The 20,035-nt window shown below is 57.6% G+C and carries 18 protein-coding genes and 1 tRNA gene; 18 read left to right on the top strand and 1 reads right to left on the bottom strand.

Features of this window, described 5'->3' with window-relative positions; translation table 11 throughout:
* Positions 1-43: 43 nt before the first annotated feature.
* On the bottom strand, positions 44-619 hold the full coding sequence (locus tag C8N30_RS18225) for a helix-turn-helix transcriptional regulator (RefSeq protein WP_025061352.1): 576 nt from the start codon (positions 617-619) through the stop codon (positions 44-46).
* A gap of 264 nt (positions 620-883) precedes the next feature.
* On the opposite strand from C8N30_RS18225, the gene C8N30_RS18220 reads away from it, so the two are divergent.
* The 18 genes from C8N30_RS18220 (at position 884) to C8N30_RS18135 (ending at position 19,992) form a co-directional block, all read left to right on the top strand.
* On the top strand, positions 884-2,338 hold the full coding sequence (locus C8N30_RS18220) for an aldehyde dehydrogenase family protein (protein WP_025061353.1): 1,455 nt from the start codon (positions 884-886) through the stop codon (positions 2,336-2,338).
* Between the two features lie 28 nt (positions 2,339-2,366).
* Positions 2,367-3,113, top strand: coding sequence for an SDR family oxidoreductase (locus C8N30_RS18215; protein WP_025061354.1), 747 nt, complete (start codon positions 2,367-2,369; stop codon positions 3,111-3,113).
* 159 nt (positions 3,114-3,272) lie between these two features.
* Positions 3,273-6,140 (top strand): monovalent cation/H+ antiporter subunit A, encoded by a 2,868-nt coding sequence (locus C8N30_RS18210; RefSeq protein ID WP_025061355.1) that lies wholly within the window; start codon positions 3,273-3,275, stop codon positions 6,138-6,140.
* Between the two features lies 1 nt (position 6,141).
* A complete protein-coding gene (locus C8N30_RS18205; RefSeq protein WP_025061356.1) occupies positions 6,142-6,483 on the top strand; it encodes a Na+/H+ antiporter subunit C in 342 nt (113 codons plus the stop codon).
* Positions 6,480-8,048, top strand: a complete 1,569-nt coding sequence (locus tag C8N30_RS18200; protein WP_025061357.1) for a monovalent cation/H+ antiporter subunit D — start codon at positions 6,480-6,482, stop codon at positions 8,046-8,048. Before C8N30_RS18205 ends, C8N30_RS18200 begins: the two co-directional genes overlap by 4 nt.
* Position 8,049: 1 nt before the next feature.
* Positions 8,050-8,550 carry a Na+/H+ antiporter subunit E gene (locus tag C8N30_RS18195; protein ID WP_025061358.1) on the top strand — a complete coding sequence of 167 codons (501 nt, stop codon included), beginning with the start codon at positions 8,050-8,052 and terminating at the stop codon, positions 8,548-8,550.
* The gene (locus C8N30_RS18190) at positions 8,547-8,834 is read left to right on the top strand and encodes a K+/H+ antiporter subunit F (RefSeq protein ID WP_025061359.1); all 288 of its coding nucleotides are present in this window, start codon (positions 8,547-8,549) and stop codon (positions 8,832-8,834) included. Before C8N30_RS18195 ends, C8N30_RS18190 begins: the two co-directional genes overlap by 4 nt.
* Positions 8,831-9,244 carry a monovalent cation/H(+) antiporter subunit G gene (gene mnhG, locus C8N30_RS18185; protein ID WP_025061360.1) on the top strand — a complete coding sequence of 138 codons (414 nt, stop codon included), beginning with the start codon at positions 8,831-8,833 and terminating at the stop codon, positions 9,242-9,244. Before C8N30_RS18190 ends, mnhG begins: the two co-directional genes overlap by 4 nt.
* A 182-nt stretch (positions 9,245-9,426) precedes the next feature.
* Positions 9,427-10,539 carry an S-(hydroxymethyl)glutathione dehydrogenase/class III alcohol dehydrogenase gene (locus C8N30_RS18180; RefSeq protein WP_025061361.1) on the top strand — a complete coding sequence of 371 codons (1,113 nt, stop codon included), beginning with the start codon at positions 9,427-9,429 and terminating at the stop codon, positions 10,537-10,539.
* A gap of 186 nt (positions 10,540-10,725) precedes the next feature.
* Positions 10,726-11,502, top strand: coding sequence for an SDR family NAD(P)-dependent oxidoreductase (locus C8N30_RS18175; protein ID WP_025061362.1), 777 nt, complete (start codon positions 10,726-10,728; stop codon positions 11,500-11,502).
* A gap of 25 nt (positions 11,503-11,527) precedes the next feature.
* The gene (locus C8N30_RS18170) at positions 11,528-11,986 is read left to right on the top strand and encodes a (2Fe-2S)-binding protein (protein WP_025061363.1); all 459 of its coding nucleotides are present in this window, start codon (positions 11,528-11,530) and stop codon (positions 11,984-11,986) included.
* A gap of 3 nt (positions 11,987-11,989) precedes the next feature.
* Positions 11,990-14,230: a xanthine dehydrogenase family protein molybdopterin-binding subunit gene (locus C8N30_RS18165; protein ID WP_025061364.1), complete on the top strand. Its 2,241-nt coding sequence runs from the start codon at positions 11,990-11,992 to the stop codon at positions 14,228-14,230.
* Positions 14,227-14,787, top strand: a complete 561-nt coding sequence (locus tag C8N30_RS18160; RefSeq protein WP_025061365.1) for a hypothetical protein — start codon at positions 14,227-14,229, stop codon at positions 14,785-14,787. Before C8N30_RS18165 ends, C8N30_RS18160 begins: the two co-directional genes overlap by 4 nt.
* Before the next feature lie 245 nt (positions 14,788-15,032).
* The gene (locus tag C8N30_RS18155; RefSeq protein ID WP_025061366.1) at positions 15,033-16,070 is read left to right on the top strand and encodes a pyridoxal-phosphate dependent enzyme; all 1,038 of its coding nucleotides are present in this window, start codon (positions 15,033-15,035) and stop codon (positions 16,068-16,070) included.
* Positions 16,070-17,212 (top strand): M24 family metallopeptidase, encoded by a 1,143-nt coding sequence (locus tag C8N30_RS18150; protein ID WP_025061367.1) that lies wholly within the window; start codon positions 16,070-16,072, stop codon positions 17,210-17,212. The genes C8N30_RS18155 and C8N30_RS18150 overlap by 1 nt, the downstream gene beginning before the upstream one ends.
* On the top strand, positions 17,209-17,949 hold the full coding sequence (locus C8N30_RS18145) for a maleate cis-trans isomerase family protein (protein ID WP_051567113.1): 741 nt from the start codon (positions 17,209-17,211) through the stop codon (positions 17,947-17,949). Before C8N30_RS18150 ends, C8N30_RS18145 begins: the two co-directional genes overlap by 4 nt.
* 72 nt (positions 17,950-18,021) lie before the next feature.
* Positions 18,022-18,096 (top strand) — tRNA-Gly (locus C8N30_RS18140).
* A 93-nt stretch (positions 18,097-18,189) separates the two neighbouring features.
* Entirely contained in the window at positions 18,190-19,992 is a 1,803-nt protein-coding gene (locus tag C8N30_RS18135) for an ABC transporter transmembrane domain-containing protein (protein WP_025061369.1), read from the top strand.
* The last annotated feature ends 43 nt before the right edge of the window (positions 19,993-20,035 follow it).

The raw sequence follows: 20,035 nt of genomic DNA, 5'->3' as shown, positions 1-20,035 counted from the left end.
TGGGCGGCTGTCAAAAGAAATGGTGCCGTTGGAAAAGCTATCCTCAGGCGAGGTGAGTTTGGTTCTGCGGTGCAGCCGATTTAGTTCGCCCTGAAAGAGGGAGGACATTTCGTGTCACCACTTGCGCTGGTTCTTCCTCATGCTCATTGGCCATCGAGCATACTTCGTCGGTTACAAAAGCGATGAGCTGGTAACGCGAAGCGAGGCCCGATTTTTGGTAAATGCGGCCCAGTTGGGTCTTAACAGTAGCAATAGCGCAACCACGCATTTCCGCGATTTCACCGTTCGAAAAACCTTTGACCACAAAAATTGCCACATCTGCTTCCGCTTGCGACAATCCCCATGTGGTCGCATTGCGCAAAATTACGGTTTCCTTCGCCACAGGCTCTCCGGCACCGGGGGCCAGTTTTTCTTTTCGTTGGCGCTCCATCAGGGCGCGCAACTGGGTGAAGCTGACGTAGGCCACTGCTGCGGTAAGAGCAAAAAATAGCGCGAAGAGGCCGGATACCGTAGCGAAGCTAACAGCAGTATCGGGCATCAGAAACTGTATAATAATAAAGGTCTTCAGCGCTGCAACTGCGGTAATGGCAACCGCGCCAATGATCCATGTACGTGACATAACCTAGTTCCTTCAGTGAACAATAAACACATATTGTAATTAGAACCGAAATTGGGACTTAAATGTGGCCATGTTTTGTCAATCCGCAACTTTAATAGAGACCGAGGCCGAGTTTCCGTGGCGTTATCCGGAAATACGTGATGCGGTAACATGAACCTGTGCCGGAAAAAGGAGAGCGGCTTTGCGAGCGAGGCAGCGCGTTAACCACCTTGCCAAGATCGCGCATGATTGCCAAGCTGCGAAAAACTCATTCAGGACGATCCCATGCCCCTGCGCCCGCTTGATATTGATCCTACCCATTGCCTGATCGGAGGAAGGTGGGCACCGTGCGACAGCGGACAGACACTGCCTTTGGTGAATCCATCTGATGGTAGCACATTGTGCGAGATTGCGCGGGGCGGGGCATCGGATATAGACCGTGCCGTGACGGCAGCGCGGTCCGCCTTCGAGGGGCCGTGGGGCCGCGCCACTGCGGTAGAGCGGGGGCGTATTTTGCAAAAGACCGGCGCGCTGGTCCTTGAGAACATTGACGCACTGGCAGAGCTCGAAGCGCTGGACGTGGGTAAGCCACTCACTCAGGCGCGTGCGGACGTTGTCGCACTTGCAAGGTACCTGGAGTTTTATGCAGGTGCGGTGGACAAGTTGCACGGCCAGACGATCCCTTATCTTGACGGCTATACTGTATATACTCTGCGCGAAGCGCATGGCGTCACGGGGCATATCATTCCGTGGAATTATCCCATGCAGATCATCGGCCGCTCGGTCGGGGCTGCACTGGCCACAGGCAACGCGGTCGTCCTCAAACCCGCCGAGGAGGCCTGTCTGACAGCACTCGCCTTTGGCGAGTTGGCGCGGCGCGCAGGGTTGCCCGATGGTGCCCTCAATATTGTGTCCGGCCTGGGCGCGGAGGCCGGAGCGGCGCTCACGGCGCACAGCGGGATAAATCACATCTCTTTTACCGGATCGGTGGGCACGGGGCGGCTGATCCAGCAATCTGCCGCGCAGCATCTCGTGCCCGTTACGCTGGAGCTGGGCGGAAAATCTCCGCAGTTGGTGTTTGACGATGCCGATGTCGACGCGGCTCTGCCGTTTCTTGTCAATGCTGGAATCCAGAACGCGGGCCAGACCTGTTCTGCTTCTTCGCGGATCCTGGTGCAGCGCGGCGTGTATGATGCGGTAGTGAGCAAAATGGCGGAGCGGTACCGCGCGCTCCGTGCCGGTCCGGCTATGGCGGACCTGAGCGTCGGACCTCTGGTATCCATGCGACAAAAACAGATCGTCGAAGGGTTTCTGGCCAAAGGCGCCGACCTCAATCTGGTCGCGCGGGGCGAGGTTGAGGGGGGTGCCCCGTCAGGCGGGGCCTATTTCGCGCCTGCGCTATTCGAGGGCGTGCCGCACGGTCACACGCTTGCACAAGACGAGATTTTTGGCCCTGTACAGGTGATTATCCCGTTTGAGGACGAAGCAGAGGCATTGGCGATTGCAAACGGTACGGCCTACGGGCTTGTCGCCTCAGTTTGGACACGCGACGGGGCGCGGCAGATGCGGCTGGCACGTGCTTTGCGCGCGGGCCAGGTGTTTTTGAACAATTACGGTGCCGGTGGAGGTGTCGAGCTGCCTTTTGGCGGGTCGGGCCTGTCCGGACATGGCCGCGAAAAAGGGTTCGAGGCGCTTTACGGTTTTACTGCGCTTAAAACTGTCGCAGCGTTTCACGGATAATATTCACGATAACATGGAGGATCATGCGGTGCGTCTCAAAGGGAAAACAGCCATTGTAACAGGCGGCGCTTCGGGCTTTGGCGCGGGCATAATTCGTAAGTTTGTGGCCGAAGGCGCCCAGGTCATGATTGCCGATCTTAATACCGCCATGGCCGAAGATCTGCGGCAGGAAATGGGCGCACATGCAATTGTTGCGACCGTCGATGTAGCTGACGGAGCCAGCGTTGCTGCCATGACTGCGCAGGCGGTGGACGCATGGGGCCACATCGACATTCTGGTCAACAATGCGGGGATCACCCATCTTCCTGCACCGATGGAGACGATCAGCGATGATGAATTCGACCGTGTCTTTGCAGTGAATTGCAAATCCGTCTATCTCACGGCGCGCAATATCGTCCCGTTGATGAAAGCACGCGGGCAGGGCAATATCCTTAATATCGCGTCAACAGCAGGCGTTTCACCGCGCCCCAACCTCAACTGGTACAATGCCTCCAAAGGCTGGATGAACAATGCGACAAAGGGAATGGCAGTCGAGCTGGCACCCTCAGGAGTGCGTGTGAACGCCCTCAATCCCGTGGCGGGGGAGACGCCATTGCTCAAGTCGTTCATGGGTGAGGACACGCCCCAGATGCGCGCAAAATTTATCTCGACCATTCCATTGGGCCGGTTTTCCACGCCCGAGGATATGGGAAATGCCGCCTGCTATCTGTGCTCGGACGAGGCATCTATGATCACTGGCGTATGCATGGAAGTGGACGGTGGCCGTTGTATATGACGAAAACCTCAATAAATTGCGTTGCGCATCTTGGTATCGGTTCGCACCTTTCCTAAATGTCGCGTAGACTAATGTGAACTTTCGTCATGATTCCATATCGGGGCGAGCCGACAAGCCCAGCAGGGAAACATCTGCGGGCCCCAACAGTATGGAGCAGACGTGTCACTTCTTTTGATAGTTGCCTTGCCATTTCTCGGCGCTTTGCTGCCAGGTTTGATGAATCAAGCGGGACGTGCCGCATGCGCGGGCGTCACGTTTACGATAACGCTGGCGGCGTTTATCGGGCTGCTGACAAACCTGCCCACGGTAATGGCCGGTGATGTCGTTACGTTCCGCGCCGACTGGATCCCCTCGCTGGGGCTTAATTTCACCCTGATGCTCGACGCGCTTGGTTTTTTCTTTGCCACGCTTATTCTGGGTATCGGACTGTTGATCATCACCTACGCACGGTTCTATCTGGCGCGTGAGGACAACATGGGTGAGTTCTTCACCTATTTGCTGTTGTTTCAGGGCGCGATGGTCGGGATTGTTTTATCCGATAACATCCTCCTCTTGCTGGTCTTTTGGGAGCTGACTTCGCTCTCTTCCTTTCTGCTCATCGGCTATTGGAAGCACCTGCCAGAAGGCAGGGAGGGCGCGCGTATGGCGCTCACTGTCACGGGCATGGGTGGCCTTGCGATGATCGGGGGCATGATGCTCCTCGGCCAGATTGTGGGGAGCTATGATCTGAGTGTGATCTTGCAAAACCGCGAACTTATTCAGGAAAGTCCGCTGTATCTGCCCGCTCTTATTCTGATCCTGCTGGGTTGTTTTACGAAATCTGCACAGTTTCCGTTCCACTTCTGGCTGCCACATGCGATGGCGGCACCCACGCCGGTATCCGCATATCTGCATTCAGCCACGATGGTTAAGGCGGGAATCTTTCTGATGGCGCGTATGTGGCCCGTGCTGTCGGGTACGCCCGAATGGTTCTGGCTAGTCACAGGCGCAGGTCTGATCACAATGGTCCTTGGGGCTGTGATCGCATTGTTCAAACATGATCTGAAGGCACTTTTGGCATTCTCGACGGTGTCGCATCTGGGTCTGATCACGATGCTGCTGGGTACTGGCACAGCCTTTGGTGCGATGGCGGCGGTGTTTCACATTCTCAACCATGCCACGTTCAAAGCAGCACTTTTTATGTCGGCAGGGATCATCGACCATGAGACGCATACCCGCGACATCCGCCGTCTTGGTGGGTTGCGCCACCTCATGCCTGTCACCTTTGTCATCGCAACTCTTGCTGCGCTCTCAATGGCAGGTATTCCCCTTCTCAACGGATTTCTGAGCAAGGAAATGATGCTGGAAGAGGCCTATCATACGGTGCTGGGTGGCAATCACTGGATCGTGCCGACACTTGCGGTTGTGGGCTCGCTCTTTTCCGCTGCATATTGTTTCCGGCTAATCGGTCACACATTTCTGGGACCGCAGCGCGACGATTATCCGGCAAAACCGCACGATCCCCCAGCGGGTCTGTGGCTGCCGCCAGCACTTTTGGTGGTTCTGGTTGTGGTGATCGGTGTCGCACCATTTATAGCAGAGCCTGCGGTCAAAAGTATCACTGCCGCAGTGCTGGGAGGTGTGGCGGATGTGCCCACCGCCTACTTCAAAATCTGGCACGGTTTGGTACCGGCGCTTTATATGTCCATTGTGGCAGTTCTCGGTGGTTTGATTGTTCTGGCCCTTTTCAACCCACTGCTCAAGCTTTGGGACGCGACCCCGCGCCCCGAGGCCAAGCCGATTTTCGAGGGTCTGATCAATGGCGTCGTTCTGCTGGCCAAAGCGCTGACGCTACCGCTGCACAATGGTGCTTTCTCGCGCTATGGCGCTGTGATGGCCGTGACTGTGGTTGTTGCGGGATATTACGCATGGGCAACCGGCACTGTCGGCGCGCCCACGCGGCAAGTGCAACCTGCCGGTGCGATCGAGATTGCGGGGTGGCTGATGTTGGTAGCTGCTGTGACAGGTATGATGTTTTTGCATCGCAACCGCCTGCTGTCGCTGGTTCTGATCGGTATTGTGGGCCTCATGGTCTCTGTGGGTTTCGTATTTTTCTCGGCACCTGATCTGGCAATGACACAGATCACGGTTGAGGTTGTGACAACGATCCTGCTTCTGCTCGCACTTAACTTTCTGCCCAACGAGACCCCCGTCGAGAGCACGGTTTTGCGGCGCATCCGCGACGCAGGTGTGGCGGTGTTGGGCGGGGCCGCGACAATGGCCCTGAGCTATCACTATCTGCTGCGTGATGCGATCACGTCTCCAATTTCCGAATTCCACCTCGCGAACAGCTATAAGGGCGGTGGCGGAACAAACGTTGTCAACGTGATCCTTGTGGATTTCCGTGGCTTCGACACCTTTGGCGAGATAATCGTGCTGAGTATTGCCGCTGTGCTGATATTTGCGCTGACCGAAACCTTGTTAGGGGGGCCTGTACGGGCACGTTTGCTGAACCGTACGCCGGACAAAGAGTTGGCAGGCGATATGCATCCGATGATGATGGTCGTCATGACTCGGGTGTTGATGCCCGTGGTCATGATGGTGGGTTTCTACATCTTCCTGCGCGGCCACAACGAGCCTGGCGGCGGTTTCATCTCGGGTCTTGTCGTGTCGATCGGTCTTGTGATGCAGTATATGGCCAGCGGCTACAGCTGGGCCAGCCAGCGGCAGCGCTATCCCCATCATGGGGTAATTGGCGCAGGCGTTCTTATTGCGGGCCTCACGGGCATCGGGTCATGGTTTGTGGGAAAGCCGTTCCTGACATCCGATTTTACCTATGTCCGCATTCCGCCGTTTCAGGAGTTCGAAATTGCGACCGCTGCGCTCTTTGACCTTGGTGTATTTCTGGCTGTTGTGGGGGCAGTGATGTTGTCACTCGACGGGTTCAGCCGCCTTGCAAGGCGCGCCCACATCAAAGACAGCGATTATGCCATGGACATAAACCCGTCCCGATCCGAGAACAAAGCGCTAAAAGGGGGGGAAGCATAACATGGAATTCCTTGTTGCAACCGCTATCGGTATTCTCACCGCAGGAGGCCTGTATCTGGTGCTGCGCATGCGGACATTTCCGGTGATCCTCGGGGTGTCGCTCCTCACTTATGCGGTAAATGTGTTTTTGTTTGCCTCGGGGCGTCTGACGATTGGCGCGCCGCCGATCCTGACCGACGCGACCACATACTCAGATCCTTTACCACAGGCTCTCGTACTGACTGCGATCGTGATTTCATTCGGCATGACAGCCGTGGTGGTGATGATCGCACTGGGGGCGTACCTGGGGACGGACGATGATCATATCGACGATCAGCCCAGCACAGGGAAGGACGCGACATGAATCATTGGTTGATTATGCCGGTTGTTCTACCGGCTATGCTTGCGCCGTTTATTATCCTCGCGGCGCGCTATCATATGGGCATTCAGCGGGTGTTCTCGGTGGCAGGCGTGCTTGCCATGATCGCGATGGCACTTGGCCTCGTAATCGAAACATCTGACGGCACTGTCATGCTTTATAAGCTCGGTGATTGGGCGGCTCCGTTTGGTATCGTGCTGGTGGGCGACCGGCTGAGCACGATGATGGTCCTTCTGTTGGCGGTGCTGGCGTTGTTTGTGCTGCTCTACGCGATCGGATCGCGGTGGGACGAGCGGGGACGCCACTTCCATGTGCTGTTCCAGTTTCAACTGATGGGAATTGCGGGCGCTTTCCTGACGGGGGATTTGTTTAACCTGTTCGTGTTCTTCGAAGTTCTTCTGATTGCGTCTTATGGTTTGATGATACACGCTGGTGGCAATGCGCGGCTGCGCGCAGGCGTGCAATATGTTCTGTTCAATCTCCTCGGCTCAACCTTGTTTCTGTTTGCTCTGGGCGCGATCTATGCAGAAACGGGCACGCTCAATATGGCTGATCTGGCACAGCGCGCCCAGATGATTACCGCAAACGAGACTGTGGGCATCCGGGTTGCGGCGGTTCTTTTGATCCTTGTCTTCGCGATAAAGGCGGCTGTGGTTCCGCTGCACTTCTGGCTGCCCAGCTCCTATGCCGAAGCACCTCCGCCCGTGGCCGCGCTGTTTGCGATTATGACCAAAGTGGGCGCCTATGCGATCATCCGTGTGTATACGATGATCTTTCCTGTCGACCTTGAGGCCACTGCAGGCCTGCATGGCACATGGCTCCTGCCGGTGGCGCTGCTGTCGCTGGCGGTGGGTGCGATCGGTGTTCTCGCCGCGAAAAAGCTCGACCGGCTTGTGGCCTTTTCTGTCATCAGCTCGATGGGGATGGTGATGGTGGCGATCGCCTTGTTCACACAAGAGAGCATGGCGTCGGCGCTTTATTATATGGTCCATTCAACGCTAGCCGCGGGTGCACTTTTCCTGATTGTTGATCTGGTACGCAAAAGCCGCGGTCATCTGGAACTGCGGACAGAGGCACCCGTGATGGGAGCCGCTTTGATCGCTGCGCTGTTTATGGTTGCCGCTATCGCTATGACCGGCCTGCCGCCCCTGTCGGGCTTTGTGGGTAAGCTTATGGTGCTGAATGCCTCCTTCGATACGCCTTCGGCAGTCATGGTCTGGGCGGTCGTATTGATTTCCAGCCTGATCAGTGTCGTTGGTTTTGCGCGGGCAGGATCTGTCCTGTTCTGGAAGGCACAATCTGATGGAGCCCCTGTGCCACCTGCGGGCCGAAGTGCGCCCGCCGCGCTGTCGTTTGTCGCCGTGGCCGGCCTGCTGGCGCTGCTGGTCGCGCATACGGTATTTGCCGGTCGCATGTACGGCTATACCACCGCGACAGCGGCCCAACTCTTTGCGCCTGACACATACATCGCCACAGTTCTAGGCACGTCAGGCAAAATGAGCGGTGGCAAGGATGGTGCGGATGCGACAGCCAAAGAAGGAGATCACTAGAATGGCACGAATGTTCAACTGGCTCTTTCCGCACCCGCTGCTGACGATACTTCTGGCGGTTGTCTGGACGCTTTTGCAAAACGACTTAACCGCGGGGATGGTCGTGTTCGGCCTGATCCTGGGCATTATCATCGCGCGCGTGACTGCCGCTTTCTGGCCCGAGCGGCCAGTCGGCTTTCGCGCGGTGAAGATGATCAGCTATACGTTGATGGTGATGTGGGACATCATCGTGGCCAACATTCAGGTCGCCTGGATTGTCCTTTCGGTCCCCAATTCCAAGCTTAAGCCTGCGTGGATCACCATCCCCCTGGATCTGCGCGCTCCGGAGGCGATTACACTGCTGGCCGGTACTATCACGCTGACCCCCGGCACCGTTTCGGCGGATCTGTCGCAGAGCGGCCACTACCTGTTGGTGCATGTCCTGCACACCGAAGACCCTGATGCCGAACGCGACGAAATTAAAAACCGCTATGAGGCCCGATTGAAGGAGATTTTTGTATGACCCTTGCAACCGAACTGATGGATTACGCGCTCATACTGGCGTTTGTAATCGTCGGCTTGTGCCAGATTTTGTCGATGGTCCGCGTTTTGATCGGACCCGGTACCGGAGACCGTATTCTGGCGCTTGATACCATGGTGGTGAATGCGATTGGCCTGATTGTACTTATGGGGCTGTCGCAGGGTACGCGGATTTATTTCGAGGCTTCGCTGATCATTGCGATGCTGGGTTTTGTCTCGACCGTAGCTTACGCACGGTTCATTTTGCGGGGGGACATCATCGAATGATGTATGAAATTATCGCAATCTACGCTGTCATATTTTGCCTTGTGGTTGGTGCAGGCTTTACTCTCGTTGGGGCGATTGGCCTGCTCAAATTCAACGATAGCATGACGCGTCTGCATGCCCCCACAAAGGTCGGAACCATCGGGATCGGCGCGCTTCTATTAGCCTCGGTGATCTATAATGGGGTATTTAACAACGGTGCAATTCAAGAGCTGCTTGTAATGGGTTTCCTGTTCGTTACCGCCCCGATTTCCGCGCATTTTATTGCAAAAGTGAATATGCACCTTCGGTCCTGTGACATGCCGCCCGAACTGCCGGAGGGCGAAAAATGGGCCACTTTCGATGCGCCCGATTACACTGAGGTCGAGCCTGACCTGCCAGCCCCCTCAGATCCGGTTATCACCAAAGTCTAGAACGTAGCGAAAAGCGCAAGGGCACGCGCCCTTGCGTTTCTTGACGGGAAGTCTGGGACAGTAGGGCAGGGGGTTTTTTCTGGTGCCTGGTGCGGAGCCATGCCCCCCCCCCGCGTGACCTGCTTGACAAAACCGCCCCCTTTAGGCCCTGTGGGGCGAATATTTTGAGGAGAGATACCATGATGAGAACCCGCGCCGCCGTTGCCGTCGAGGCAGGAAAACCTCTTGAAATCATGGAGGTAAACCTTGAGGGACCAAAGCGTGGCGAGGTCTTGGTCGAGATTAAAGCAACCGGGCTGTGCCACACCGACGAATTTACCCGCTCGGGCGATGATCCCGAAGGCATCTTTCCCTGCATTCTTGGCCACGAGGGTGCGGGCATCGTGATGGAAGTGGGTGAAGGGGTGACCACCCTTGAAGTGGGTGATCACGTTATCCCGCTTTACACGCCCGAGTGCCGCGAATGCGAGTATTGCCTGTCTGGAAAAACCAACCTTTGCCAGAAGATCCGTATCACGCAAGGTCGCGGTCAGTTACCCGATGGCACCACGCGTTTCTCGATGCTCGATGGCACGCCCATCCATCATTACATGGGATGCTCTACCTTTGCGAACCATACTGTCGTGCCCGAGATTGCATTGGCAAAGGTGCGCAAGGACGCGCCATTTGATAAAATCTGCTACATCGGCTGCGGGGTGACCACGGGGATCGGTGCAGTGATTAATACGGCCAAGGTCGAGATTGGCGCCCGCTGCATTGTTTTCGGTCTGGGCGGCATTGGCCTCAACGTAATTCAGGGTTTGCGCCTTGCGGGTGCAGACCAGATCGTTGGCGTTGACCTGAACGATGACAAGCAAGAGGTGGGAACCTATTTCGGCATGACCGACTTCGTTAATCCGTCAAAAGTTGAGGGCGATCTCGTCGCGCATCTGGTCGAGCTGACCGGGGGCGGCGCTGATTATACTTTTGATGCAACCGGAAACACAAAAGTCATGCGCACCGCTCTCGAAGCGGCGCATAAAGGCTGGGGCGAAAGCATCATTATCGGTGTTGCCCCTGCGGGTGCCGAGATTTCTACCCGGCCCTTCCAACTGGTGACGGGGCGTGTCTGGCGCGGGACGGCCTTTGGCGGTGCAAAAGGCCGCACCGATGTACCAAAGATTGTCGATTGGTACATGACCGGCAAGATCGAGATTGATCCCATGATCACGCACAAGCTCACACTTGATCAGATCAACGAAGGCTTCGATCTGATGCACGAGGGGAAATCGATCCGCGCTGTTGTCGAGTTTTGAGCGAGGCCGCAGGAGACAATCAAAGACACAAGCCATCAAACAGGCGCGCCCCCCGCAAGCGGCGCGCCTGTTGCGCAAGGTAAGCAGGGCCCGCGCCCCCGTTACTGTTGCGCAAGTGACCATTCATGATAGACCAGACGGCAATTGAAAGGTCGGCCAAGAGGCTGCCCAGATGTCGGAGTTTACATGTCTAATACTGCCCTCATCACCGGCGCATCGTCCGGAATTGGCACCGAATTTGCCCGCTATCACGCAAGTAAGGGTGGTGATGTCGTCCTGACCGCCCGCTCAGAGGGTAAGCTCAAGGCGCTGTCCGCCGAGTTGGAGGACGCACACGGAATCAAAGCGCATGTTGTAGCGGTTGATTTGGGCAGCCATCAGGGCGCTGCGGAATTAATTGCGCGAGTTGCCGAATTGGGCGTTCCTATCGACATTTTGATCAATAATGCAGGTTTTGGCGGACGCGGGCGGCATATCGACCGCTCCATTGACGAAGAGATGGCGATGATCGATCTCAACGTAAAGGCACTGGTCAAGCTCAGCCATCACTTTGGTCGCGATATGGCGAGACGCGCGCAAGGCCGGATCCTTAATGTAGGATCTACTGCCGGCTTCATGCCTGGCCCGTTGCAGGCGGTTTATTTTGCCACAAAGGCATTTGTACAAAGCTTTTCGCAGGCACTGGACCATGAAATGCGCCCGCAGGGTGTTACGGTCACGGTTCTGGCACCCGGATATGTCAAAACCGGCTTTGCGGATCGCGCCGATCTGCATGGTACGAAACTGGTGGCGGATGGCGGTAAAACACCTGCTTTTGTGGCGAAATACGGCTACGATGCTATGTTTCGGGGTGCGCTGGTGGCCGTGAACGAACAACCGCTCGGCTTTGTGGTCAATTGGTTAATACCGCTTTTGCCGCGCCGTCTCGTGCTCAAACTGATCGAGCGGATGCAATATAAATAAACGACCTGTCCTGAGGTGCGATGCTATGAAACTTACAGTTAACGGAAATTCCCACGAGGTGGACGTCGAGGATGACATGCCCCTGCTGTGGGTCCTGCGCGACGAGCTGGGGATCACGGGCGTCAAATATGGCTGCGGCATCGCGCAATGTGGTGCGTGCACTGTGCATGTTGACGGCGTGGCCGTGCGGTCATGCCAACTTTCGGCGGGGGATGTTGATGGCGAAATCACCACCATCGAGGGGCTGGGCACGGCCGAGGCGTTGCACGCAGTGCAGTCTGCTTGGATCGAACATCAAGTGGCCCAATGCGGCTACTGCCAGTCCGGCCAAATCATGCAGGCCGCCAGCTTTCTTGATCTGAACGCCGAGCCTACGGACGCTCAGATTGATCAAGCGATGAGTGGTAATTTGTGCCGCTGCGGAACCTATCCGCGCATCCGCGCCGCCATCAAAACCGCCGCAACCAAATTGCAGGGAGCCTGAGCCATGGGTCGCATGAAAACAATCGCGCGCCGCACTTTTCTTGTGGGTTCTGCCGCAATTCTGGGCGGGGTGGCTTTTGGCACCTATCTGGTCAAGCGCGATCCGGCCAATCCGCTGCTGAACAGTGCACATGCAGGGGATGCGATTTTTAACCCATGGGTGAAGATTAATGAGGACGGCATCACTTTCGTGACGCCGCACACCGATTTGGGACAGGGCGCGGCCTCGATGCAGGCCATGCTTATCGCCGAGGAGTTGGACGTCGATCTTGACCAGATCACGACCACCACTGGCGTGCCGGCCGCTGCCTATTACAATACCGCACTCGCCGCCGAGGCAGTGCCGTTTCGGTCCAACGACGAAAGCTTCGCCGCGCAAACCATGCGCACAACGATGGGCGCTGTGATGAAGGTGTTGGGCGCGCAGGTGACTGGCGGCTCTACTTCGGTGCCTGACAGTTTCGACAAGTTGCGGATGGCGGGCGCCGTTGCACGCGAAACCCTCAAAGCAGCAGCAGCGATCCAAACCGGTCTTGACGTAACCCAACTCAAGACCGCCCGCGGTGCTGTGATCCTACCCGATGGTGCACGCATAGAGTATACGGACCTTGCCGCATCTGCGGCGCAGATTGAACCTGTCACCGAGGTCGTGCTGCGGGATCCATCGCAATGGCGATTGATTGGAAAACCGCTCCAACGGATGGATATTGTCGATAAGTCTACTGGCGCGCAGACCTACGGCATCGATCTCAAGGTGGAGGGCATGGTACATGCTTCTGTGCGGATGAATCCGCGCAAGGGGGCCGCGCTGCGCAGTTTCGATGCTTCTGCTGCCCAAGGGATGCGCGGCCTCAAGCAGATCGTCGAGCTTCCTTATGGTGTGGCGGTGATTGCAGATAACACATGGCGGGCCTTTCGGGCGCTGGACGAAATTATTTATGAGTGGGACGAGGCACCGTTTCCCGCCGAACAGGCCCAGCATTGGGAGGCCGTCACCGCTTCCTTTACGCCCGAGCGGTTGGATAAAGAGTGGCGTCATGACGGTGACGTCGAGGCCGCCCTGGAAGGTGTGCAGGCCGTCGAGGCCGAATACCGCGCCCCCTACGTGGCGCACCAGCCGCTAGAGCCGCTAAGTGCTGTTGCAAAAGTAACGCCCGAGCGTGTGGATATCTGGGTGTCTCACCAGCTCCCCGGTTTTGCACAGCAGCGCATCGCCAAGCGTCTGGGGATGGAGACAGAGCAGGTCTATCTGCATAACCAGTACGCTGGCGGAAGCTTTGGTCATCGTCTGGAATTTGACAATGTCGATGTCGCCGTTGACATTGCACGCACGGTTATGGGCACACCGGTCAAACTCACCTTCAGCCGTGAAGAGGATTTTGCGCAGGATTATAACCGCCAGATTGGTATGGCACGCGGGCGTGGTGCGCATGCGAATGGTCAGGTGACCGCATTGGACCTTGATATCGCAACCGTTTCGGCATCGCGCTCTCAATCTCGCCGTCTCGGTGCGCCTGTGCCGGGGCCGGATACGCAGATCGCAGCGGGAGCATGGAACATGCGCTATGCCGTGCCGAACTTGCGCGTGCGTGCCTATGCCGTGCCTGAATTGGCCCCTACTTCATCATGGCGTTCTGTCGGCGCGTCTTCTGCCGGTTTCTTCGCTGAAAGTTTTATGGACGAGCTTATCCATGCGGCAGGTGCCGACCCGATGGGGGAACGCTTGCGTCTTGCAAACGACCCTGATGCCCGCGCCGTACTGGAAGCTGTGGCACAGATGTCCAATTGGGGCTCGCCTCTTGGGCCCCGACAGGGACGCGGCGTTGCACTTGTCACCTCCTTCGGGGTGCCAGTGGCGGAGGTGGTTGAAGTGACCGATACCGATGCGGGCATCAGGATCGACCGCGTTTGGGTCGCCGCCGAAGTCGGCCGCGTGGTCGATCCGGTTAACTTCGAAAATATTGTGGCGGGCGGTGTCATTTGGGGCTTGGGCCATGCGATGAATTCTGAAGTCACCTATTCAAACGGACGTGCAGAGCAGGACAATTACCACCTTGCTGAAGGGATGCGCATGCATCAGTGCCCTGTGATCGAAGTGCGAGGCCTCGAAAATAATCCCGCCATTCGCGGCATCGGCGAGCCTCCTGTACCGCCCGCAGCACCCGCTCTGGCCAATGCGATTTTTGCTGCAACAGGCACGCGCCTGCGCGAAATGCCATTTTTTAACACGGTGGATTTCGTATGAGGTTTCTCGCGTTACTCCTCGCTGCAGCCCTACCCGCAGGCGCGCAAGCGCAAGAGGGCGGGGCCGCCGCATGGGACCGCATCTTTGCCGTAACCTCGCATCCGCGCTGTACCAATTGCCATGTGGGCGACAGCGGGCGGCCTGTATGGGACGACCTCGGCTATGGTAAGGCCCGTCCGCACGGCATGAACATCGTCGCAGGCGAAAGCCGGATCGGCGCCGAGAGCATTCCCTGCCGTGTGTGTCACATCAGTACAGATGGCAAAAATGCAATGCCCCATGCTGCTCCCCAAATCGATGATGCCTGGCGGCTGCCGCCAGTCGAGCTTGCGTGGCATGGGAAAACAAGCGTCGAAGTTTGCACACAGTTGCGAAACCCCGACACAAATGACGGCTTTGATTTGGTCGAGTTGGTTGAGCATGTTCGCACAAGTGCCTTTGTAAACTACGGCTTCGTGCCAGGGGCAGGGCGCACACCCGCACCTGGCTCCGTCGAGGATCTGGCGCAGGATCTGGAAATCTGGGCTGCCGCAGGTACGCCCTGCGAGAGCGACTAAGTTCCTCGATCTTGTATGGCTGAGTTGAAAGGATTTCGCAGGCGAACTCAGCCGAAAGTTGACAGATGGCATTTCTTCGCCCTCTGTTCTTGCGCATTTATCCTTGCCCGACTTGCATTTGTGACAGTGCTTTAGTCCGGGCAAAGGCGGGCGATGCTCCGGATTGTCGCTATCCGCCGTTCCTTTGGGGGAAGGTGCTGCAAAAATCCTTGACGCAAGTGCGGCTTGGCCCTCACGCTGCAGTCATGGAAATTTTACACACCACCCGCCCTTCGCCGCTTGTCGGTCTTGATGACATCCCGATGCCTTCCGAGGACGCAGCGCGCGCGCAGGCACTGGTGGCGCGCTGTCCCGTGGCAGCGGTCACACCGCTGCACGCGGCAACGGCTATCGCCACCGAAGCAGGCGTCAGAGACGTCTGGATCAAGGATGAGCGCGGGCGCATGGGCCTTGGCAGCTTCAAAGCGCTGGGGGCGGCATATGTTATCGCCAGCGACGCGCAGGAGGGCGATATAACGGCACGCACCTACGTAACCGCAAGCGCTGGCAATCATGGCATGTCGGTTGCTGCGGGTGCTACGGCATTCGGGGCATCATCGGTGGTCTATATTGCGCAGACTGTGCCCGAAACTTTCGCCGCACGGCTTGGGGAACAAGGGGCAAAGGTGATCCGCGAGGGCGAGACCTATGAACAAAGCCTTCTTGCGGCAGGTAAAGCAGCGGAAGTTAATGGATGGGACCTGCTCTCGGACGGATCATGGCACGGTTACACCGAGCGGCCTCACCGCTTGATGGAGGGTTATACAGTGCTGATGGCCGAGGCGATCGAACAACTGCCCGAAGTCCCCACGCATATATTCTTGCAAGCGGGTGTGGGCGGTCTGGCTTGCGCATGTGCTGCATTGGCGCGTCAGGCATGGGGGGATGGCCCGCGCATTATTGTTGTTGAGCCGGAAGCTGCCGCGGCGTTGTATGGCTCTGTCCAGGCCGGAAGAGCGGTCGAGAGTACGGGCCCGGTATCGGAGATGGGCCGCCTTGATTGTAAGATGCCGTCGCTCGTCGCGCTCAGGGGGCTGGCACGGGACGCCGATGCTTTCGCGCTCATCTCGGAGTCGGAAGGGCATGCGGGCGCTGGTCTGTGTATGGTTGCAGGCTTAGGATCCTCGCCTTCGGGTGCTGCGGGAGTATCGGCGCTGATGGCATTGAGCGAAGCGCAGCGCGAGGAATTGGACGTTACCGCACAATCGCGGATTTTCTGCGTGCTGAGCGAAGGCCCAGCGTGATGCAACGCGGTTTTGCGCAGACGGAATACGAAGCGCGGACCCGCCGTGCCCAAGCGCTCATGCAGGCCGCAAACCTCGATGCAATCTTGCTTACAACCGAGGCCGATGTTCGCTACTTCAGCGGGTTCCTTACCAGATTTTGGGAGAGCCCCTCACGTCCGTGGTTTCTGGTTCTGCCCGCCGAGGGTAAGCCCGTAGCTGTGATACCTGCCATTGGTGCAGCGCTGATGGGCCAGACGTGGATCGACGACATCCGCACATGGCGCGCACCTGATTTGACCGATGATGGCGTCAGTCTGCTCATGGAGACGCTTAACGAACTTGGGTCAGCTACCATCGGTACGCCCATGGGATATGAGAGCCATCTGCGCATGCCATTGGCCGATTGGGGGCGGGTGCAGGCGGGGTTACATGGCACGGTGCAAAGTGAGGCCGGCATCGTGGCCCGTTTGCGTGCTGTCAAATCAAAGGTTGAAATTGAAAAAATCGCTGAAGCCTGCGCCATTGCGGGCCGCGCATTTGCCCGCGTGCCAGAGATTGCGGCACAGGGCGTCGCACTCTCACGGGTTTTCCGTGACTTTCAGCGCATGTGCCTTGAGGAGGGAGCCGACTGGGTGCCCTATCTGGCAGGGGCATCGGCGCAGGGAGGGTACGGCGATGTGATTTCGCCTGCCAGTGATGTGCCACTGGCTTGGGGTGATGTGCTGATGCTCGACACGGGCCTTGTACGCGACGGCTATTTCAGTGATTTCGACAGGAATTTCAGTGTAGGCCCCGCTTCTGCACAGACGCAGTCGGCCCATGCACGTCTTATTGATGCGGTCGATGCGGCTGCAGATATTGCACGGCCGGGCACGACTGCCGCACAGCTTTTTCGCGCGATGGACCTGATTGTAACAGGGGGCGGTGTTGGCTCTGATGCGGGGCGACTTGGGCACGGCTTGGGCATGCAATTGACCGAAGGGCTTTCACTTGTCCCCGCGGATCATACGGTGCTGGAGGCGGGCATGGTCATCACACTCGAGCCGGGGATTACAACGGGTGAGGGCAGGATGATGGTGCATGAGGAAAATATCGTAATCACGAATGGTGCGCCGCGCTTTCTGTCCCCGCGCGCAGGGCGCGAGATCGTGATCCTGTGACGCGTTATTCTTATACCCGGGTGCCGGACGGGCCGCCACCATTGGGTTTGATCGTCTTGCAAACCGACGAGACGATTGAGGGCGATCTGCGCCGTATTCTGCCTGCTGGTGTGCCGCTCTATGTGAGCCGCGTCCCAAGCGCGCCGCAGGTCACCCCCGACAGCCTGCGCGCCATGTCGGCCCATTTGACCGGTGCTGCGGGTCTTTTACCTCAGGCGCTGCCCTATGCCGCTGTAGGCTACGGCTGTACATCGGCCTCGGCGCAGATTGGCTCTCTTCAGGTCGCGCAACTGATCGGGGCGGGGGTGCAGACTGCGCATGTCGCGGATCCGCTGAGTGCGTTAATTGCAGCGTGCAGGGTGCTCCATCTAAAGCGGTTGGCATTTTTATCGCCCTACACGGCGGATGTATCGGATCGCCTGCGCGCCGCGTTAGGCGTTGCGGGCATCGAGACGCAGGCTTTCGGCAGTTTCGAGGAAGCGGACGAAGCAAGTGTTGTTCGTATTTCCGCCGATTCCATTCTCGAGGCAGCCTGTGATCTGGCTGCGCAGGGCGAGAATCAGGGCGTATTTCTTTCCTGTACAAACTTGCGGACGCTTGATGTGATCGGACGCATCGAGGCCGCAACAGGCCTGCCGTGCCTGTCAAGCAATCAGGTGCTGGGCTGGCAACTGGCGCGCAAAACCGGTTTGAGCGCCGCCGTACCGGGTCTGCTGGGGCAGGTTGTCGGAAGATAGGATAAATTCCGTGCAAATCTAACGTCGCTCCATCTTGACGCTCCGCCGGTGATGTCATACCCAAGCATCAGCGCGGGCGTTGTGTAATGGTTAAGACCTCAGTTTTCCAAACTGAAGATGAGGGTTCGATTCCCTCCGCCCGCTCCAAAAACTTCCCCAAGACTGATGCGACAGTGCAGCGCTTGACCCTGCGCAGTCTGCGCGCCACTAAGCGGTGCAAGATTTTGTAAAGGACAGCGCATGGCGGATGCTTCCACGCCCCCTCCCTCGGCCACCGAAGAACGCGCGACCTCGCGCCAGATCGGGGCATTACGCGCACTTGTTCCGTTTCTGCGACCTTATCGCATTCTAATGGCCGCAGCTTTGACCGCATTGGTGGCCACTGCGATGATTTCTCTCGCGCTGCCGCTTGCCGTCCGCCGCGTAATCGACACCTTCAATGTGGGTGAAGAAGCGCTGTTGGATCAGTATTTCATAGCCGCATTGGCGATTGCAGGTCTGTTGGCTATCGGCTCTGCGCTGCGCTACGCGCTGGTGACGCGGCTGGGAGAGAGAGTGGTCGCAGACATCCGCAAGGCCACGTTTGATCGCGTAATCTCGATGAGCCCCGTGTTCTACGAGCGGATCATGACCGGTGAAGTTTTGAGCAGGATTACCACCGACACCACCTTGATTCTGAGTGTCATCGGTTCGAGTATCTCGATTGCGTTGCGAAATTTTCTAACATTTGTTGGCGGTTTGATCCTGATGTTGCTGACCTCGGCCAAGCTGGCGGGACTGGTTTTACTGATTGTGCCGCTGGTGGTTGTTCCAATTCTGGTGCTGGGTCGCCGTCTTCGGGTGATTAGCCGCGAGAATCAGGACTGGATCGCGGCCTCGTCCGGCAATGCCTCCGAGAGTTTGAGTGCGGTACAAACGGTACAGGCCTTCACCCACGAGAGTGCGAGCCGCAAGCAGTTTGCAGATATGACCGAAAATTCGTTCGAGGCCGCGCGCAGGCGTATCCGTACGCGGGCCTATCTGACGTCGATTGTGATTTTTCTCGTGTTTTCTGGCGTGGTCGGCGTGTTGTGGATCGGTGCGCGCGATGTGCGTGCAGAGGTAATGACTGTGGGCGCGCTGATCCAGTTCCTGATCTATGCTGTAATGGTTGCAGGCGCCGTTGCCGCCCTGTCGGAAATCTGGTCAGAGCTACAGCGTGCTGCGGGAGCTACCGAGCGTTTGGTTGACCTGTTGGAAACACAGGACCCCGTGAACGATCCTGCCGCTGCGCAAATTCTCGCTCAGCCGGTTCAGGGACATATCCGCTTCGAGAATGTCAGCTTCCGGTATCCGGCGCGGCCCGAAACGGCAGCATTGGACGGGATTACGCTCGAGATTAAGCCGGGAGAAACCGTAGCCTTTGTCGGTCCCTCGGGTGCGGGTAAAACAACAATTATCCAGATGATATTGCGCTTCTATGATCCGCAGTCAGGGCGCATCACCTTTGACGGTGTGGATCTTCGTGATCTGTCCCGAGATGCCTTTCGCCGCGAAATCGCGCTGGTTCCACAGGACCCTGTTATCTTTGCCGCTTCCGCCCGCGAAAACATTCGCTTTGGTCGTCCCGAAGCGACCGATGCCGAAATCGAAACCGCAGCGCGCGCTGCCGCCGCACATGATTTCATTGCAGCACTTCCAGAAGGGTATGACAGCTATCTGGGAGAGAGGGGTGTGATGCTGTCGGGTGGCCAGAAGCAGCGCATAGCGATTGCCCGCGCCATTTTGCGCGCGGCCCCTGTGCTTTTGCTGGACGAGGCTACGAGTGCGCTAGATGCCGAAAGCGAGCGTGCGGTGCAGGCAGCGGTTGAGGAATTGAGCGCTGGCCGCACAACACTGATCGTTGCGCACCGTCTGGCAACCGTAAAAAAAGCAGACCGTATCGTGGTGCTAGAAGCCGGACATATTGTCGATACCGGCACCCATGATGCGCTGGTGGCTAAAGGTGGGCTTTACGCACGGTTGGCCCGCTTGCAATTTACCGATGGCATTGCGGCTGAATAATTCCCTCTTGCGCAATGAGTGCGGGGGGTAAAAGACTCTGCAC

The organism is Sulfitobacter guttiformis, from assembly GCF_003610455.1.
GTDB lineage: Bacteria > Pseudomonadota > Alphaproteobacteria > Rhodobacterales > Rhodobacteraceae > Sulfitobacter > Sulfitobacter guttiformis.
Note: the sequence above shows the minus strand (reverse complement) of the source record. Positions and strands in the feature narration are given on the sequence as shown.

Bases quoted from the DNA above. Each gene is read 5' to 3' on its own strand.
- C8N30_RS18220 (WP_025061353.1), top strand. From the start codon at position 884: ATGCCCCTGCGCCCGCTTGATATTGATCCTACCCATTGCCTGATCGGA.
- C8N30_RS18160 (WP_025061365.1), top strand. From the start codon at position 14,227: ATGAGGTTTCTCGCGTTACTCCTCGCTGCAGCCCTACCCGCAGGCGCG.
- C8N30_RS18180 (WP_025061361.1), top strand. From the start codon at position 9,427: ATGAGAACCCGCGCCGCCGTTGCCGTCGAGGCAGGAAAACCTCTTGAA.
- C8N30_RS18150 (WP_025061367.1), top strand. From the start codon at position 16,070: ATGCAACGCGGTTTTGCGCAGACGGAATACGAAGCGCGGACCCGCCGT.
- C8N30_RS18200 (WP_025061357.1), top strand. From the start codon at position 6,480: ATGAATCATTGGTTGATTATGCCGGTTGTTCTACCGGCTATGCTTGCG.
- C8N30_RS18205 (WP_025061356.1), top strand. From the start codon at position 6,142: ATGGAATTCCTTGTTGCAACCGCTATCGGTATTCTCACCGCAGGAGGC.
- C8N30_RS18195 (WP_025061358.1), top strand. From the start codon at position 8,050: ATGGCACGAATGTTCAACTGGCTCTTTCCGCACCCGCTGCTGACGATA.
- C8N30_RS18225 (WP_025061352.1), bottom strand. From the start codon at position 619: ATGTCACGTACATGGATCATTGGCGCGGTTGCCATTACCGCAGTTGCA.
- C8N30_RS18135 (WP_025061369.1), top strand. From the start codon at position 18,190: ATGGCGGATGCTTCCACGCCCCCTCCCTCGGCCACCGAAGAACGCGCG.
- C8N30_RS18155 (WP_025061366.1), top strand. From the start codon at position 15,033: ATGGAAATTTTACACACCACCCGCCCTTCGCCGCTTGTCGGTCTTGAT.
- C8N30_RS18165 (WP_025061364.1), top strand. From the start codon at position 11,990: ATGGGTCGCATGAAAACAATCGCGCGCCGCACTTTTCTTGTGGGTTCT.
- C8N30_RS18175 (WP_025061362.1), top strand. From the start codon at position 10,726: ATGTCTAATACTGCCCTCATCACCGGCGCATCGTCCGGAATTGGCACC.
- C8N30_RS18170 (WP_025061363.1), top strand. From the start codon at position 11,528: ATGAAACTTACAGTTAACGGAAATTCCCACGAGGTGGACGTCGAGGAT.
- mnhG (WP_025061360.1), top strand. From the start codon at position 8,831: ATGATGTATGAAATTATCGCAATCTACGCTGTCATATTTTGCCTTGTG.
- C8N30_RS18190 (WP_025061359.1), top strand. From the start codon at position 8,547: ATGACCCTTGCAACCGAACTGATGGATTACGCGCTCATACTGGCGTTT.